Origin of the sequence: Enterococcus sp. 2G9_DIV0600 (assembly GCF_002140615.1) — a bacterium.
Classification (GTDB): Bacteria; Bacillota; Bacilli; order Lactobacillales; family Enterococcaceae; genus Enterococcus_D; species Enterococcus_D innesii.
On sequence record NZ_NGLL01000001.1, the window covers coordinates 1,714,608 to 1,730,894 of the forward strand.

Annotated in this window: 22 protein-coding genes and 1 pseudogene; 12 read left to right on the forward strand and 11 right to left on the reverse strand. The window is 41.2% G+C overall.

Annotation, left to right across the window (positions count from 1 at the left end; translation table 11 throughout):
- Positions 1-28 precede the first annotated feature (28 nt).
- The 5 genes from A5870_RS08115 (at position 29) to A5870_RS08135 (ending at position 3,138) form a co-directional block, all read left to right on the forward strand.
- Positions 29-910 carry a LysR family transcriptional regulator gene (locus A5870_RS08115; RefSeq protein ID WP_170924093.1) on the forward strand — a complete coding sequence of 294 codons (882 nt, stop codon included), beginning with the start codon at positions 29-31 and terminating at the stop codon, positions 908-910.
- Between the two features lie 164 nt (positions 911-1,074).
- On the forward strand, positions 1,075-1,641 hold the full coding sequence (locus tag A5870_RS08120; protein ID WP_077453315.1) for a flavodoxin: 567 nt from the start codon (positions 1,075-1,077) through the stop codon (positions 1,639-1,641).
- The gene (locus tag A5870_RS08125; RefSeq protein ID WP_086292361.1) at positions 1,610-1,954 is read left to right on the forward strand and encodes a carboxymuconolactone decarboxylase family protein; all 345 of its coding nucleotides are present in this window, start codon (positions 1,610-1,612) and stop codon (positions 1,952-1,954) included. Before A5870_RS08120 ends, A5870_RS08125 begins: the two co-directional genes overlap by 32 nt.
- Positions 1,955-2,374, forward strand: a complete 420-nt coding sequence (locus A5870_RS08130) for a cupin domain-containing protein (protein ID WP_086292362.1) — start codon at positions 1,955-1,957, stop codon at positions 2,372-2,374.
- 14 nt (positions 2,375-2,388) lie between these two features.
- Positions 2,389-3,138: an SDR family oxidoreductase gene (locus A5870_RS08135; RefSeq protein ID WP_086292363.1), complete on the forward strand. Its 750-nt coding sequence runs from the start codon at positions 2,389-2,391 to the stop codon at positions 3,136-3,138.
- A gap of 63 nt (positions 3,139-3,201) precedes the next feature.
- Here the strand turns inward: A5870_RS08135 and A5870_RS17795 are convergent.
- Positions 3,202-3,381 (reverse strand): annotated as a pseudogene (locus A5870_RS17795) (LysR family transcriptional regulator); the annotation flags it as partial.
- Between A5870_RS17795 and A5870_RS08145 the strand changes: the two are divergent.
- Positions 3,371-3,709: a triphosphoribosyl-dephospho-CoA synthase gene (locus tag A5870_RS08145; protein ID WP_254907616.1), complete on the forward strand. Its 339-nt coding sequence runs from the start codon at positions 3,371-3,373 to the stop codon at positions 3,707-3,709. The pseudogene A5870_RS17795 and the gene A5870_RS08145 overlap by 11 nt on opposite strands.
- Positions 3,710-3,883: 174 nt before the next feature.
- Complete coding sequence (locus A5870_RS08150; RefSeq protein ID WP_086292364.1) at positions 3,884-4,927, forward strand: AI-2E family transporter; 1,044 nt, start codon at positions 3,884-3,886, stop codon at positions 4,925-4,927.
- Positions 4,928-4,998: 71 nt separating this feature from the next.
- Here A5870_RS08150 and A5870_RS08155 read toward each other — a convergent pair whose 3' ends face one another.
- The 4 genes from A5870_RS08155 to A5870_RS08170 all read right to left on the reverse strand — a co-directional run bounded on the left by A5870_RS08155 (position 4,999) and on the right by A5870_RS08170 (position 7,893).
- Positions 4,999-5,475, reverse strand: a complete 477-nt coding sequence (locus A5870_RS08155; protein ID WP_086292365.1) for a GNAT family N-acetyltransferase — start codon at positions 5,473-5,475, stop codon at positions 4,999-5,001.
- 177 nt (positions 5,476-5,652) lie between these two features.
- Positions 5,653-5,877, reverse strand: a complete 225-nt coding sequence (locus tag A5870_RS08160; protein WP_077453327.1) for a hypothetical protein — start codon at positions 5,875-5,877, stop codon at positions 5,653-5,655.
- A 160-nt stretch (positions 5,878-6,037) separates the two neighbouring features.
- The gene (locus A5870_RS08165) at positions 6,038-7,003 is read right to left on the reverse strand and encodes a Gfo/Idh/MocA family protein (protein WP_086292366.1); all 966 of its coding nucleotides are present in this window, start codon (positions 7,001-7,003) and stop codon (positions 6,038-6,040) included.
- Positions 7,000-7,893, reverse strand: coding sequence for a MurR/RpiR family transcriptional regulator (locus A5870_RS08170; RefSeq protein WP_086292367.1), 894 nt, complete (start codon positions 7,891-7,893; stop codon positions 7,000-7,002). Before A5870_RS08170 ends, A5870_RS08165 begins: the two co-directional genes overlap by 4 nt.
- 204 nt (positions 7,894-8,097) lie before the next feature.
- On the opposite strand from A5870_RS08170, the gene A5870_RS08175 reads away from it, so the two are divergent.
- The 3 genes from A5870_RS08175 to A5870_RS08185 all read left to right on the forward strand — a co-directional run bounded on the left by A5870_RS08175 (position 8,098) and on the right by A5870_RS08185 (position 10,637).
- Entirely contained in the window at positions 8,098-9,123 is a 1,026-nt protein-coding gene (locus A5870_RS08175; protein ID WP_086292368.1) for a Gfo/Idh/MocA family oxidoreductase, read from the forward strand.
- Positions 9,124-9,237: 114 nt separating this feature from the next.
- A complete protein-coding gene (locus A5870_RS08180) occupies positions 9,238-9,636 on the forward strand; it encodes a heme-binding protein (protein ID WP_077453334.1) in 399 nt (132 codons plus the stop codon).
- Positions 9,637-9,659: 23 nt separating this feature from the next.
- Positions 9,660-10,637 (forward strand): Gfo/Idh/MocA family protein, encoded by a 978-nt coding sequence (locus A5870_RS08185; protein ID WP_086292369.1) that lies wholly within the window; start codon positions 9,660-9,662, stop codon positions 10,635-10,637.
- Positions 10,638-10,699: 62 nt separating this feature from the next.
- Here A5870_RS08185 and A5870_RS08190 read toward each other — a convergent pair whose 3' ends face one another.
- A complete protein-coding gene (locus tag A5870_RS08190; RefSeq protein WP_005226063.1) occupies positions 10,700-10,888 on the reverse strand; it encodes a hypothetical protein in 189 nt (62 codons plus the stop codon).
- A 182-nt stretch (positions 10,889-11,070) separates the two neighbouring features.
- Between A5870_RS08190 and A5870_RS08195 the strand changes: the two genes are divergently transcribed.
- Positions 11,071-12,396 carry a dihydrolipoyl dehydrogenase family protein gene (locus A5870_RS08195; RefSeq protein ID WP_086292370.1) on the forward strand — a complete coding sequence of 442 codons (1,326 nt, stop codon included), beginning with the start codon at positions 11,071-11,073 and terminating at the stop codon, positions 12,394-12,396.
- A 244-nt stretch (positions 12,397-12,640) separates the two neighbouring features.
- Here A5870_RS08195 and A5870_RS17320 read toward each other — a convergent pair whose 3' ends face one another.
- The 5 genes from A5870_RS17320 to A5870_RS08225 form a co-directional block, all read right to left on the reverse strand.
- Entirely contained in the window at positions 12,641-12,808 is a 168-nt protein-coding gene (locus tag A5870_RS17320) for a hypothetical protein (protein WP_170920176.1), read from the reverse strand.
- 306 nt (positions 12,809-13,114) lie between these two features.
- Positions 13,115-13,909: a hypothetical protein gene (locus A5870_RS08205; protein WP_086292371.1), complete on the reverse strand. Its 795-nt coding sequence runs from the start codon at positions 13,907-13,909 to the stop codon at positions 13,115-13,117.
- A complete protein-coding gene (locus A5870_RS08210; protein WP_086292372.1) occupies positions 13,899-14,429 on the reverse strand; it encodes a sigma-70 family RNA polymerase sigma factor in 531 nt (176 codons plus the stop codon). The genes A5870_RS08205 and A5870_RS08210 overlap by 11 nt, the downstream gene beginning before the upstream one ends.
- A gap of 71 nt (positions 14,430-14,500) precedes the next feature.
- On the reverse strand, positions 14,501-14,893 hold the full coding sequence (locus tag A5870_RS08215) for a hypothetical protein (protein ID WP_086292373.1): 393 nt from the start codon (positions 14,891-14,893) through the stop codon (positions 14,501-14,503).
- 291 nt (positions 14,894-15,184) lie between these two features.
- Positions 15,185-15,670 (reverse strand): AmiS/UreI family transporter, encoded by a 486-nt coding sequence (locus A5870_RS08225; RefSeq protein ID WP_086292374.1) that lies wholly within the window; start codon positions 15,668-15,670, stop codon positions 15,185-15,187.
- 341 nt (positions 15,671-16,011) lie between these two features.
- Between A5870_RS08225 and A5870_RS08230 the strand changes: the two genes are divergently transcribed.
- On the forward strand, positions 16,012-16,266 hold the full coding sequence (locus tag A5870_RS08230) for a LexA family protein (protein ID WP_086292375.1): 255 nt from the start codon (positions 16,012-16,014) through the stop codon (positions 16,264-16,266).
- Positions 16,267-16,287: the final 21 nt, after the last annotated feature.

Sequence of the window (16,287 nt, forward strand, 5' to 3'; positions counted from 1 at the left end):
AATGTTGCAAAAAAGAGGAGGCGATTTAGTGGAATTTCGTTTATTAAAATATTTCTTCACGATTGCAGAGGAGGGAACGATCTCACAAGCCGCAGAAGTGCTCCACATCACCCAACCGACATTGAGCCGCCAATTAAAAGAATTAGAAGATGAATTAGGAACGGCTCTTTTCATTCGTGATAATCGTACAATGCTCTTAACGGAAGCCGGTCGTTTTTTAAAAAGCCGTGCCGAGGAGATATTGAGTCTAACGGATCAAACCATGCAAGAGTTTGAAGATCGTAAGAAACAGTTGTTTAGTGGTCATTTCACAATTGGCTGTGTCGAAGCAGATAATTCCGACACGCTTTCCTTGATGTTGGAAGAATTTATCAGTGACTTTCCAGATGTCCGCTTTCATATCCACAGTGGCACAGGAGATGATATCAACGAGCGTTTGGAGAAAGGCTTATTGGATTTGGCGATTTTGATCGAACCCATCGAAATCGAGAAATACGAAAAAATCGTTCTACCAAGAAAAGAAACTTGGGGCATACTAACATCGGCTGATTCTTTTCTCGCCCATAAAGAAGAGATTACACCAGAAGATATCAAAGGGGTGCCATTGCTAGTGTCAAGGCGTCCGGAAGTGCAGCAAATGTTCAGCCAATGGTCAAAAATACCAATAGAAGAATTACCGATCGTTGGAACATATAACTTGATTTTCAATGTCTTTTCCTTAGTAGAAAACCATGTTGGATCGGCGTTGACCATCAGCGGAGCAGTCGGAGAACGGAGGGATGAAACGATCAAATTTTTGCCTTTAGTCCCTCAAATCGAAACCAGCTGTGTCCTGGTGTGGAAAAGAAATCGTGTGATGTCGCCGGTTGTGACGGCGTTCATTGCCCGTTTTCGTGAAGCTTTTGAATAATTGCATCCTAAAAGCCAAAAGAAGTGGAGTAATCCGCTTCTTTTTTCTTCCACCTCTCCCTATGCTTCATAAGCATAGGGACTTTTTATAGAAAGCATTATTCAAAGGCTCCGCTTTGCCTTACTATTAAATATACCAAGAAAAGAAACCAAGGAGGTGACAAAATGCCGGCAATACTTGTGTATTCACGAGCAGGAGAGAATCTTATTGAAGGGCAGCGAAAAAAGCTGATAGTGGGAAATACTCGGGTTCTAGCAGAGAAAATAGCAGATAAATTACAATGTCCGCTTTATTCTCTTGAACCGGCTTATCCTTACCCTCAAAGCTACCAAGCAATGGTCGAGCTAGCAAAAAAAGAAAAAGCGGCTAATGATTTCCCCCTCTATCAAGAGGTATCGGCAGCGTTTTTTAAAGAACGGGTTTTGTTTATCGGTTTTCCAAATTGGTGGGGCACATACCCGATGATCCTAGCGAGTTTTTTAAAAGATCATCGATTGGAAGGGAAGAGTATTTTTCCGTTTTGTACTCATGAAGGCTCAGGATTTGGCAACAGCCTAGAAGACTTTAAAAAGACTTGTCCTGAAGCAACTGTTTATCCTGGATTAGCTGTTCGTGGTTCAAGAGTAGCTAAAGCGGATATAGCTATTCGAAATTGGTTAAATCAGCATTTTATTAAAATAGATGAAGGAGTCGATCGATATGGTAAAGAAACAAACAGCAGGAAGAGATAACTTAGGCAAATTTGCGCCGAAATTTGCGCAACTGAATGATGATGTATTATTTGGTGAAGTTTGGTCACGTGAGGTAGAATTGGCTCCTCATACGAGAAGTTTATTGACGATATCTGCCTTGATTTCCGGTGGCAATTTTGAACAGTTGCCCGCCCATTTAACGATTGGCAAGGAGAACGGGATCACTGTAGAGGAAATTGCAGAAGTAATCACTCATCTGGCTTTCTATGTTGGCTGGCCTAAAGCTTGGTCTGCTTTTAACATCGCCAAAACGGTTTATCAAGAAGAGCTAGCTGAATTGGGGGAAAAATAAATGTCAGAACTCGATGCAGCAAAAGAATCTGGAATCTTTTCACTGGGCAACACAAATGACGCCTATGCACAATATTTTAGCGGTCAGAGTTACTTAAATCCTTTAGTAGCTGATCCAGCGATTCCAGTCAACGTTGGCAATGTGACCTTTGAACCAGGTTGCCGCAACAATTGGCATCGGCATATCGATGGTGGGTATCAATTGTTGTTGGTGACTTCAGGAGAAGGCTGGTACCAAGAAGCAGGGAAGAAACCGCAAAAACTTACTGTTGGTGATGTTGTAGTCATCAAGGAAGGGATCAAACATTGGCATGGTGCAGCGAAAAATAGTTGGTTTGCCCATGTAGCGATTACTGCTGGTGCTTCAGAATGGTTAGAAGCAGTCAGTGATGAAGAATATGATCAGTTGCCTGACGCATAAAGGAGGAAAAAGGGATGAATCGAATCAAAGGAAAAGTCGTGATCATTACGGGTGCATCAAGCGGAATTGGTGAAGCAACAGCGTTACTTTTAGCAGAAAAAGGTGCCAAATTGGTTTTAGCTGCTCGGCGGAAAGAGAAACTAGCGGAGATTCTTACAACAATACGTGAGAAAAATGGAGAGGCTGTCTATAAGGAAACCGATGTGACCAAACCAGCGGATAATCAAGCGCTGATCGACTATGCAAAAGAGATCTATGGGAAAATCGATGTGATTTTCTTAAATGCGGGCATTATGCCTAGTTCTCCTTTGTCTGCTTTAAAAACAGAGGAGTGGGATCAAATGATCGATATCAATATCAAAGGGGTATTGCATGGTCTAGCTGCTGTTCTGCCAGATTTTATTTCCCAAAAATCTGGACAGGTGATCGCAACCTCTTCCGTAGCCGGATTAAAAGCATATCCGAACGCAGCAGTTTATGGGGCTACAAAATGGGCTGTGCGTAATCTAATGGAAGTTCTGCGGATGGAGTCGGCACAAGAAGGAACAAACATTCGAACTGCCACCATCTATCCAGCAGCGATCAATACTGAATTATTAGACACGATCACAGATGAAACAGCAGCCAAAGGTATGAACGCATTATACAAAGAACATGGAATATCACCCGATCGAGTAGCCAATATCGTGGCTTTTGCAATCAACCAGCCAGAAGATGTCAATGTGAATGAATTTACCGTCGGGCCAACCTCCCAACCTTGGTAAATACGTAGGAGAAAATAAGCTTCCGCTTGCATAACCAATACGCGAGTGGGAGCTTATTTTTATTTAGCCAAGATAAAATTCAATCAACGTTTTTGCAATTAGTTTCGTCATGGAATGACCTTTAGTAAAGCTTGAAGCTAAATAAATCGTCCGCGATAAGGGAATGTCCGTTAGTGAATGCAGAACAAAAGGTGCCTCATCTTCATAACCCCAAGTAATTTTAGGAAAGAACGTGATTGCTAGTTCTTTCGCTCTAGCGGATTATTTTTCTCGGAATTGTACCAATGAGACTGAAAAAAGGCTCCACATGCTGTTGACGATCATCGCTACGCTGGACGATACGTGCATTTTTTACCGCAGCAATCAAGAGGTACTGACACTGGTTCAGCAACTCGCACAAAAAGCCAATCAACAAGCGTTGCCGAATCCAGCATTTCTGGCACTAGCAGCCTTCTGCCAGTCAGAAAATGTATCTCCCGGAGGCAGTGCGGATCTGTTGGCTGCCAGCTTCTTTTTATTGTCCATCAACTCGATTTTACCCATAAAAGAAGGGGAGACCGTTTATCAATAACTCTTTTCCTTAGAAGAAAGGCAACGATTCTTCTAAGGATTTTTTTGTTTCATTTTTTTACTCGTTTAAGAAAAATAAAACCTCTTGCTATTTGCATAGTTTAATGATTAGATAATTCTTAGGCACTACTGAAATGCTTCGTTGCTTCATTGCAACGAAAAAAAGGAGTTACAGATGAAATATTATAATGCTTTTCTTCAAAATCTTGTGTTGCGGCGCTGGACGGTCTTGTTTATGCTTGCGGGCATTCTTTTTTTGTTTCGCAGTATGATGACCATTCTTTTGCTGACCTTTATCTTTACGTATTTGATTTATCGGCTGGTTCTTTTGCTCCATCGAAAAAGCCGACTGCCCATCAAGCTTACGAGCATCCTGACCTACAGCTTGATTGTTTTTATTCTTTATTTAGTAGCAACAAATTATGTTCCCATCATCATCAAACAATCCGTCCAATTAGTCAATTCCGTTGCTGATTTCTACCAACGGACAGACTCCAATAATGAATTGATCGAATATGTCTTAAATTTATTGCAAACCAGTGAATATATTCAGAAATTACAAAGCGGCGTTTTAGTCGTGATCAATTATCTGTATAATTTCGGTGAACTGGCATTGACGGTGCTGATCTCATTTCTGCTTAGTTTCTTCTTTATGATCGATAACAAAAAAACCGTTGCGTTTTCTCAGCTGTTTTTGCAAGGACGAGGGGCGTGGTTCTTTGAAGATGTTTACTATTTAGGAGCTAAGTTTACGCGGGCTTTCGGAAATGTGATTGAGACGCAGTTGGTGATCGCCTTAGTTAATACAGCAATCACTGTCTTCGCCTTAGCGGTGATGGGCTTTCCGCAACTATTGAGTTTGGCGTTGATGATTTTCTTTCTCAGCTTGATTCCTGTTGCTGGTGTGATCATCTCGTGTATTCCATTAACGTTTATTGCCTATTCTATCGGCGGATTTAATGATGTGATCTACATTTTACTGATCATTGTGTTTGTTCATGCGTTGGAATCCTATATCTTAAATCCCCGCTTGATGGCCAATAAAACAGAGATCCCGATGTTTTACACGTTTATTCTCCTGTATCTTAGCGAACATCTCTTTGGCTTGTGGGGCTTGATCATCGGGATCCCATTGTTCACTTTCTTTTTAGATTTAATGAATGTGAAAGAGATTCCGCGATTGCGTAAAAAATCCGATGACACCTTGCAGGACCAATAAAAATGATTGCTGTAAAGGATGGCAATTGATAGAAAAAACCATCTCTGCCGATGAAAGGCGAGATGGATTTTTTATTTCGCAGCAATTTTTTTCGTAAAGGAGACAAAGCAGATTGCTGAAGAGGGGCTTTGAAATACGCTTGTTGCTGAATACCCCAAAGAATGATAAAAGTGAACCAGCTTGGGTTCTTGCAGGATCGTATGTAAACGAATCGTATCTGTTTGTACGTTCCTTTCAATCAAGGTCATTGCTTGTCTACCGATCCCGCGGTTCTCGTAGGAGGGAAGAAGGGCGATGGAGGATAGCTTCGTCGTATGTTCCTGCTCAACCGTCAGTTTTAGGAAGCCCACGATTTTCTGAGAGGTCATGATTAAATAATAAGTTGTATTCGACGCAGAAAACTTTGCGTTTAGCTTCTCGAAACTTTGTAAATAGGGAGAAGTTTCTCCGTCTTGATAAAGGAGAAAGAGGGATTTGAAGGCAGCTTTTTGTATCAAGTAGATAGAAAGTACATCGGAAAGCTTCGCTTCTTTAAGCTGAATGAGCATGCATACCTCCATAAAAAGTCAGACATCATTTGTTGAAAGACATTGATTCGGTATAGAAGGTCCTGATGAAAAAGCCATCGAATAGCAGTCTTTCATTGGCTCGTTTCCGTTTTGATCCTTCCCTCAACCAGAGGTTCAAAAACGAAGAGATCCGCAGGGCTTCGTGCCAACGGTGTTTTATTGAAAAAGATCATTTATCGATGTAACCAAGTCGTCATAGGTTTGACCGGTAGTGATTGCATAAACGGAAAGCAAAAAGACGAGGGCTGCTGCCAGCACGTAAAAAATTCGGAGGCGATAACCGTCACCTGTCCGGCGATTTTTTACAAAAGTAAAAATCGTCACAGCTAGATAAGCGAAGGTCAATAAACAAATAAGATACGTAATAATTTCTGGTGTCATGGGCGTTTTCCTTTCTTTTTCTATTTGTATAAAAATATACTCAATAAATATAATATAACCATTTCGATACCGTCAAAGAAAGCGCTCAATTTTTGACACATAAAAACTGACCGAATGGTAGCCATTGGTCAGTTCTATTCAAAAACGATCGGGTATGATCTTAATTGTCTTTTTTTTCTGCCTCTAGTAAGCTTCTTAGTTCATCAGCTAAAGCGATACAGGCAATACTATCTGTTAAGGACATCAAGGGATTTTCGAGTTGTCCTTGTGCAAGTGCGGTGTGAACTGCTTGAATCTCTGAATGGAAATCATCGATCTCGTACTCAATATCATAGATCGTGTCTTCTTGGTCAATCGTTACGGTAAAAGAAGCGGGGCGATGGAAGTTTGGGACCGTGATTTTCCCTTTTGTTCCTTGTAATTCCGCCACCGTCTCTTTTGTTTGGTCAAATCCGGTCTCAATCACTGCAACAAAGTCTTCACTGACAAAGCGTGCTTCAACGTAGGTATCGACCCCAGTTTCATAAAGGCTGTAATCGATCAATTCGGCAGTTAAATTTTCTGGTGAAAAATCTTGAATAAAGGCTAAGTTATAGATCCCCATATCCAGTAAAGCACCCCCTTGTTTTGGCAGATAATGATAAGAACTGCCTTCGACTGGTAAATGGCGGCGAAAAGTAGTCGTGACACTTGTTAGCTCACCGATATGACCACCATCCACAAGTTCTTTTAGTTTGCGATATGCCGGAGTGAAGCGCGGTTTCATAGCTTCCATAAAGAAGACTTCGTATGCTTGGGCTTGTTTTTGTACGTTGCGTATCTCTTGTGCAGTCAAGGTTGCTGGTTTTTCACATAAAACAGCTTTTTTCGCTTGAAAGGCTTTGATGATCCATTCATAGTGATACAAATGCGGCAAAGCAATATAAACGACATCGATAGCTGGATCATCTAATAGGTTTTGGTAGTCATCAAAGACAGCATCACACGGAAATTTTGCTTGAAACGCTTGCGCTTTTTCCATCGTACGACAAGCAACCCCATAAAGTTGGGCATCTTGAAAATTTTCTAAGCTTGCAGCAAAGCGATTGGCGATATTTCCGGCACCAATAATTCCCCAATTGATCATTTCATTTCCCTCTTTTCTTCAGTTGACGGGTATTCTGAGAGAATCCCTGATTCCAAAACAGTTTGTTTTTTTCTTAGTTCAGCAATATTTTTTTGGTATTCTTTGGCATACATCAATGCGAACAGTGAATCTAAAATATACTCAAAGGCGACCTGCGAAGAAAAGGTACCGACTTTGAGGAAATCACGTTCATCATGAGAAGCGATGATCGCATGGGTCGCTAATGGGATGATTTTTGCATGGGCGTTGCCAGAGATCACGATCACTGGTACCCCAACATCACGAAAGTGTTGCATGATTTTTTCGTATTGCGTATTTTTCCCACGATAGGTAATAAACACGGCACAATCTTTTTTCGTGACGTTCGACGCATTCCACGCATCATCTCCATACTCATCAGCAACGATCAGATACTTATTGATCTTGACCAACTTATTTTGAAAACTTCTTGCCCGGATCTGAGAATCGCCGCGAGCAAATAAGAAAATCCGCTGCGCAGCTTCCAACGATTGCACCACTGCTTCCATCGTTTCTGGGGCGACCTGAGCATGGGTTTTGTGGATCGAGTTGATCGTTAGATCGGCCATTTTTTTCAAAATGTCAGGTGTTTGATCCTTGGGCGAAAAGGGGAAATTCGCGTCAACAAAGGTTGGATTGAACATCTGATTATGGGCAATTTCAGCCAGACCTAAGCGAAAACTTTTAAATCCTTCATAACCCATCTTTTTGGCTAGACGAATGACGGAAGAGTGGGATGTATACGTATGCTTGGCGATGACTTCAATCGTCAACGAAGGCACATCATTGATATTTTGCAAAATATAATCGGCAATCCGTTTCTCCGTATTGGTCAATCCATCTTGAAGCCGTAATTTATCTCCTAATAACATCAAACCACCTCTTTCTAATCATAGCCTAGGACAAAGAAAACCAAAAGCAAAAACTGTGCCTTTTTGGTAATTTGGTAAAAATGTTCAGAAGCACTCAGCAGTTTGCGAAAAAGTCTGGTCAAAAGCACCTGTTTTTGGCAAAAGACTTCCCATTTTGAAGAATTTCATCAATAATCAAGCTATCAATTCATAGGAGGCGTCACAATGTTAACTATCGCATATCTCGGAAACGGGAAAAGCACCAACCGCTACCATCTGCCTTTTTCAACCAAGCTGCAGGATAAGATCAAAGTGAAGACGATCTATTCACCAAGCGGCAAGCTGACCTGGCCAACACTGGAAGGCGTTCATTACACCTCTGACTTAGAGGATATTTACCGTGATCCTGAAATTCAATTAGTTGTGGTCACGACCCCCAGTCATTTGCATTATGAATTAGGCAGAGATGTCTTGCTTCATGGGAAAAATGTCTTGATCGAAAAACCTTTTACGGAAACTTCGGCACAAGCAAAGGAATTGTTCGCACTGGCGCAGGAGAAAGGCTTGTTTGTGCAATGCTATCAAAATCGCCGCTTTGATTCTGATTTTTTGACCACGCAAAAAGTGATCGAAAGCGGCGTGCTCGGAGATCTCTTAGAAGTAGAGATGCATTATGATTATTTTCGTCCAGAGGTTCCACGGTCAGTGACCGAATTTTCACTGAATACTAGCTACTTATACGGACACGCTTGTCATACACTGGATCAAGTGATCTCCTATTTTGGGCAACCTGACGATGTCCATTATGAGGTTCGGCAATTGCTTGGGAAAAATCGCATGAACGATTACTTCGATTTGGATCTGTTTTATGGTCGAATGAAAGTCTCAGTCAAATCTAGTTACTTCCGATTAAAAGAGCGGCCTAGTTTTGTCGTTTATGGCGAAAACGGCGTTTTTGTAAAACAAACGAAGGATCGACAAGAAGAGCATCTAAAACAGTTTTATCTCCCAGATCATGCAGATTTTGGGATCGATTTGCCAGAGCACTATGGCACACTAACTTATATGGATGCTAACGGTGACTACCATGAAGAAAAAGTCATCTCTGAAATTGGTGATTATAGCCGTGTGTATGAGGGCGTCTATGAAACGATCATCCATGGCAAAGAGAAAATCGTAAAAGACGAAGAAACAATTTTGCAAATCGAAATGCTAGAAACAGGCATCAATCAAGTGATCACTGAGTCATAAGGCAGAGTGATTACGGGGCTTTTGACAAACAAAGCGCCTGAAGGCATCAACTGACTCAACGTAAAGGAGGAGATACGAATCTAACCTTCAGAAATCCTGCAAGAAGAACAGCAACTGCAGTTTGCTCATTTTGACAATGACCTCGCATTGCGGTTGGTAATTGCCATTGATCAGTACGTTAAAAGGAACTATCCGAAACCGGTAGGGATCAAAGTTATTCATCATGGCTTGCCGATCATTCGATTTTTAATGGCAGGGCGAAAAGAAAGCCCTTGGCTTGAAAGAAAAGAACGAACGGTACTAGAAAGCGGTCATAGTTCACTATACGTCTATACCCAAAAAGATAGAGAGACACAATTCGCTAAATGGGCAGAAGACGAACACTATGCAATTTGTGGCGGTGGTTTTCCAATTATCGAAGACAGAAAAGTCACTGGTGCTATCTGTGTGTCAGGTTTGGCTCATTTAGAGGATCATAAAGTGATCACCGAGGTATTGAAACAAATGATCTAAGAAGATAGAAAAGGGGAAGCAAGATGAACTTAGCGATTTTAGGCGCAGGCATGATTGTCCATGATTTTTTGACGGTGGCGGGGGATGTCCCGCAGCTTGAACTGGCCGCTATTTTTGGGACAGAAAGTGATCTAGAGAAAATGAATCACTTAAAACAGCAATACGGGATTCAAACCGTCTACACAGAGTTAGGGGCATGTTTGGCGGATCCATCCGTTGACACCGTGTATGTCGCATTACCCAATCATTTGCATTATTCCTTTGCCAAAGAAGCGATCCTCGCTGGCAAACACGTCATTTGTGAAAAGCCATTTACGTTGCAGATTCGAGAATTAGTAGAATTAACAGAATTGGCAGCTGCCCATGAGGTGCTTTTGATGGAAGCAATCACGAATCAGTACTTAGCCAACTATCAAGGAATCAAAGCGCAGCTTGAAACATTGGGAGAGCTGAAAGTGATTGAATGCAACTATTCGCAATATTCTTCTCGTTATGATTTATTCAAAGAGGGAACCGTTTTACCTGCATTTAACCCGAAAATGGGTGGTGGGGCATTGATGGATATCAATATCTATAATATTCATTTTGTCGTCGGGCTTTTAGGAAAACCCAAAAGTGTCCGCTATTTTGCTAATGTCGAACAGGGGATCGATACTTCTGGCATGCTGTTTTTAGACTATGAACAAACAAAAGTCGTTTGTATTGGCGCCAAAGATTCGACAGCGACGTTTCGCTCAACGATTCAAGGGACGAAGGGATCGATCATCGTCAATGGGCCAACGAATATGCTTGCCAGCTATGACGTTGAACCGATCAACGGGGCAAAAAGCCATCAGGATCAAAGTGTTCACGGACATCGTATGTTTGAAGAATTTGCCCGTTTTGCACAAGCCATTCACGAAAATGATCAGGCCTTTGTCAAGGAACGCCTTGCCCATAGCAAGCTGGTGATGGAAGTAGTGGAAAAAGCATTGGCAGATGCCCAGATCGTATTAGGATGATCGCATCAATGAGGAAAGACACCAGCTTCTTAAAAAAGTTGCTGGTGTCTTTGTTTGTTTTCTTATTTTTTCTTCTTTAAACTCAATAAGGTTAGTGGGATACCCAGGGTGAGATAGCCGACAATCGTCATCAAACAGACGACCAGCCAAAAGTTATCTACTGCTAGAAACGCAATCAGACCATAGGCCACCAGAATCGAGAGAAAATAAAAAAGAAAGAGCTGAAAAAAGCGTTTAAAACTCACAGTCATTCATTCTCCTTTGTTGTTAAACTGACTAGAAAAGTATACCATATCAAACGCAACTTCAAGGGATGATTGTGAACATTCGTAGGAGCCGCAAAAGGCGAATTGTTTTGTCGGCTGACCGGGATTCGCTATACTTGAAGGGAAGAGAAAGCGTAGGAATTTTTTTTAGGAGAAGGAGGAGACAGATGAAAAAGGTGGATGTACTGATTATCGGAGCGGGTCCAGCTGGAACGGCTGCTGCCTACGGGTTAAAAGCCAAAGGAAAGACCGTGGCGATCGTTGAAGCCGATTTATGGGGTGGCACTTGTCCCAATCGCGGGTGTGATCCGAAAAAACTACTGATGCGAGGCGTAGAAGTCAAAACAGAGGCGAAACGTATGCATGGCAATGGTATTCAAGGGCAGGTATTTATTGATTGGCCGGCACTGATGGCGTTTAAGCGCTCGTATACCGATCGGGTGCCGGAGTCAACCAAACAAGGGTTACTAGCAGAAGGAATCACTACTTATTACGGACAAGCCGCTTTTCGTGATGCCCATACGGTTGTCGTGGACGCAGAAGAGATTCAAGCAGTAAAAATAATTATTGCGACAGGACAGCGTCCAGCCGTACTGCCAATCGTCGGCAAGGAGCATTTACAAAGCAGTAGTGATTTTCTTTCCTTTGAAAAGATGCCAGCAACGATTGCTTTCATAGGTGCTGGGTATATTACCTTCGAATTGGCGATGATCGCTCAAGCAGCAGGTGCTGAAGTTCATGTGATCCATCATAATGACCAGCCGCTAAAAGGATTTGATGCAGAATTAACCACAAAAATGGTTCGCTCAATGCAGGACCAAGGCGTTTCGTTTCACTTTAATCAGAATACGCAGCGAATCACGAAAGAACAAAACCGCTATACGATCCAGACACAAGCATTGTCTCTCAACGTAGAAGCAGTGATTGGTGCCACGGGACGCAGACCCAATAGCGATCAGCTGCAACTGGAAAAGGCAGGGGTAGAAACGTCAAAACAAGGGATCGTAGTAAATGAGTTTTTGCAGACTAGTCAAAGACACATCTATGCCATCGGGGATGTGCTAGCGAAAAAGCAGCCCAAACTGACCCCTGTTGCCAGCTTTGAAGCCGCCTATCTTGTCGAGCATATAGATGACCAGAAAATGCCTATCCGTTATCCGCTGATCCCTACACTGGTTTTTGGTGCGGAAAAACTGGCAAGAATCGGGATCAGTGAGCAAGAAATTGCCGATAATGCCTCAGAATATCATAGCGAGGTGATGGATCTATCTTCTTGGTACACCTATCGACGAATCAATGATCAAGAGGCAAAAATCAAATTGGTTTATGACACATCTGATACCATCGTTGCTGTCACGATTTTTTCTGCATTGGCCGATGAGTTGATCAACTACTTTGTTTTTGTATTAGAAAATCAGCTATCGAAAGAAGCGATTGCCAAGATGATTTTCGCGTATCCAACACCTGCCAGTGATTTGCCTTATTTTCTATAGATAACCAAACAAGCCTGCGCTAGTTTCCGCTAGCACAGGCTCTAAATTATTATGTCCGAATTGACTATAGTCTGCCAACCTTAAATGAACCTTAAAGTTGGTGTGAGGATTATTTAAGAAACGGGTTTGTTTCCTAGTAAAAGTAGATTTTCAGGCTCTCTTTGAAAGGCGGCGTACCGCAATGATTAGTACGATCGATGACAAGAAGAGTCCGATCAAATAGATGATGAAAATAAAATCCGGCTCATAATGCCGATAATTGAATATTTTTATCATAAAAAAGAGAAACGGGATCGCTGCAATAAGGGTTGAAACGAAACGTTTCCGCCATTGTATGAAAAACGATCCAATCACTAGAAAAAGACAAAATGGGACCCAGAAGATCAGATGTCCGATAAGTTCGATTTTTCACACCTCCTAGCAAGTAAAATCATCATAACGTTTCTTCCTAAAAAGCAAGCGTGAATGAAAAAATAATCCCATTAGGCATGTATGAAATTATGAGTGGAGTCTTCTGAAAAGTTCACAAGAAATCTGAGAATTTCAAAAGGAAATGAAAAAACGAGCGGTTAGGAATGTCCCAATAGTCCGAGAAAAAAGCACCTCTTGCAGGATTCAAGTGAAAATGAATCCTGCAAGAGGTGCTTTTTCGTAGAAAATCTGGTGCTTTATTCAATTGATAGCAAAGAAATGATTAGGAAGGAACGGCAGTCTTTTTTTATGGCAAGATGTTCTTACTATAAAAAAAGGAAATGACCATACCTATGTCCAATAGATCCTTATAATAAAATCCTTTCAGTGGCCCAAAGTGTAAGAAAAATCCGAGAATCATTAATACAAACAGCAGCAGGAAGAGCAGGTTGAAAATGGTCATTAAGCGAAAACTGAAATGCCAATTACTCAAGAAATACTGATATTTCGCTGCTCGGCAAATTTTGTTTTGAATCGGAATTTTCTTGAGTGCAGGAATGGATTCATGATAGGACGTAAATAACTCGTAGTCTTTTTTTGTCAGCACTTCTGAGAATATGTTCGTCCCCGCTTGAAAGTCGAAATAGCCCCAATGGAATTGCTCTTTATCATCTGGCGATTCATGCTTCATCAGCTTTCTTGGCTTGATGGTGAAGGCTTTGATGGTCTCATAGGGGTAACTGAAATAGGTGTTGCTTTCTAGATAGTCGATGATGACCAAAAAAAGCATTCGGGTCTCTGTGAAAACCAACAAACGATTGCCACGGGTGTCATGAAAGATGTCACGGTATGCTTTTGCTTTTTCGGTTGTTGCATAGGCATAGGCGCCAAGCCCTTGATTGGCGAAGGCGAGGTTTCCATCTGGCGTCAAGGGCAGATAGCCAAGAATCGTTTCGTCTTTTGCTAAAAGCGTCCGAAGCTCCTCTAATAGATCTTGCAAGAAAACATATTGTTTGGACAGCTCGAAGGTTGTTGCTTTTTCTTGTTCAGATACTTTTGTCAGTGGTTTATTTTCATTTAAAACTAACTGTTTAAAATCCATCGATAGTCATCCTTTCTTTTAAGCGTTTGCGGCCACGGGAAAGACGATTGTAAATTGCTGAGATATTTAAGTCCGTCTGTTCTGCGATGGTTTCGGGTGATTCCTGATAAAAATAGTAGAGCAGAAAGATCCTTTGATCGAGGGCTTCAAGGTCTTCAATAAAGCCCAAAAAGTTTTCCTTTGTCAAAGGTGAATCTTCGATCGCTAGTTCCTGCTCATCAACCAGCTTTTCTTCCAGCGAGCGTTTGTTCAGCTTCCGCTTGTGGTCAATCGCACGACTGCGACTAATCAAAAGCAGCCACGTAATCAAACGACTTCTTTCTGGTTGGTACGCAGCAATCTTTTGCCAAACCTCGTAAAAAACTTCGTTCGCTACATCTTGTCGCTCGCTCACTTCATGCGGTTGCGAGAGGACACTATGAATCGTCCTCAGCATGCTATCACCATAAACCGCTAACAGTTCTTCTAAGCCGGCATAGTCTTTCTTTTTGATTCGTTCAATGATTTCTTCATCCTGCACCTTTTTTCACCCCTTCACACTATATACGAAGAATTTTTGCCTTTTCTATCGGAAAAAGAAAAAAACCTCTGTTAACGAGGTTTATGTTCTTTGGCCAGAAGATCTGTTGCCAAGCGCTGTGCTAAATACTCCCAAAGAATGCCGCCAAAAAAAGCACCAATCATATAAAGAGTGACTGCTTGCAGCTCCATTGGATTATTTGCTAGCCAGAAAGAAAACAGCGAGCCGATGATCAATAGGTAGCTGCCAAAAAGCACTTGCCGCCACGAGCGTTTATTAACAAACTTGCTAATGATAAAGGTTGAAAGGATCATTAAGAGAATTTGGATGAATGCCAGCGAAGGCAGAAGTGCAAAGCCAGAAACAACCATTTCCCAAAATTGTTGAATCAAGAAAAAGAAGGCAAAGAGAATCAGCCCGCGTGAGAATATACTAAGCCGCAAGGAAGATATTTTTTTTCGCATTGGTTTGCTCCTTGAAAGGTTTTCTTTATTATAGCAAATTTTTAGTTAAATAATGTAAAAAGATGAACGAGAAAGTCTGCAAAAAAACTTCTCCTACATGTGCCTACTTTTAGTATACTTGAAAGAAACGAGTGGATGGACTCGATACATAAGGAGGATTTCATGCCAATGATTCTTTTTGCACCTGCCAAATGGTCCTCAGAAAGCGATGCAGGAGATTGAACACTTTTTAGAAAAAAACAGTTTTCCTACTAAAAAAAAAGCGATTATCATTGAGATAATCACTTTTTTTTAATAGAGATCTAATAGCATCAGCAAACCCGGGACCCACGTAGTAAAGATACCACAAGCGATCGCAAAATAATGAATCTTACGACCAAAGTTTACCTTCACGATTGTATCTAAAAAGCCGCAAAACCATAACGCTCCCCATGTTAACCAAATCAATGCAAAGAGGGGATCTTGCTCCCATTGCCAAGAAACCCAGGCAAAAGGCAAGGTATTGATGGCTACGAATAGCGCAAAAATCCCATAAATACGTAGATCTAAATCAAAGAGGTAAATGATCCCTACCAACAAATACGTGAATGCAAAGAGAAAGCCAGTGCCTGCTTCATAATAAGCGCCTTGAAGCATATAAACTAGGTTGATAATAAAAGATAACGAACCTGTAAAAAGATTGATTAAAGCAAGTGAGCGATAGTCAATGTGAAGTAAGCTGCCCCAACCATTGATTATCAAGGTGATTCCTACGAAAAATAAGCCAATTCCTAACATAAAATCCTCCTTTAATTAAATTTAGAATAACAAATTCTAAGAAAAAAGAATAGCTCTATTTGCTTTTGTGTCAATAAAAATAAAAATAATCGGTAAATCTGCTATTATTTGCTGTTAAATTTGATAAAATCAATAGCAAAGAGTGTTGCTTGCCGATGCTTTTCTCGATAAGGGGAAAATTTCAGCGTATAATAAGAACTTTTACTCGTTGAAAGAATGGGAAAAGAGACAGCATCAATAGATTTTCAGTGTATTGATCGGACAAAAAGCAGACGAAGCAGTAGTTTATCAGTTTTTACAAATTTGCAGCAGCGAGGACTGCTTCGTGGAAAGGAGGAATTATGCCGAGAAAAGACCGAATTTTACTTTTTATTGACGACTATATGCAAGAACAGGGTTGTGCACCTACCATACGGGAAATCTGTGCCAATGAAGAGATAAAAACAACTTCTTTGGTTTATCGTCATTTATTGCGTCTTGAAAAAAGAGGCCTGATTTACCGAGCTTACCGTTATAAGTCACGCTCGGTACGTTTTACAGATGAAGGGAAGGCCTATGTCAAAGCGTTGCGGCATGCGCAAGGCAATGAAGAATAAATAAACACCAAAATAAAAAAG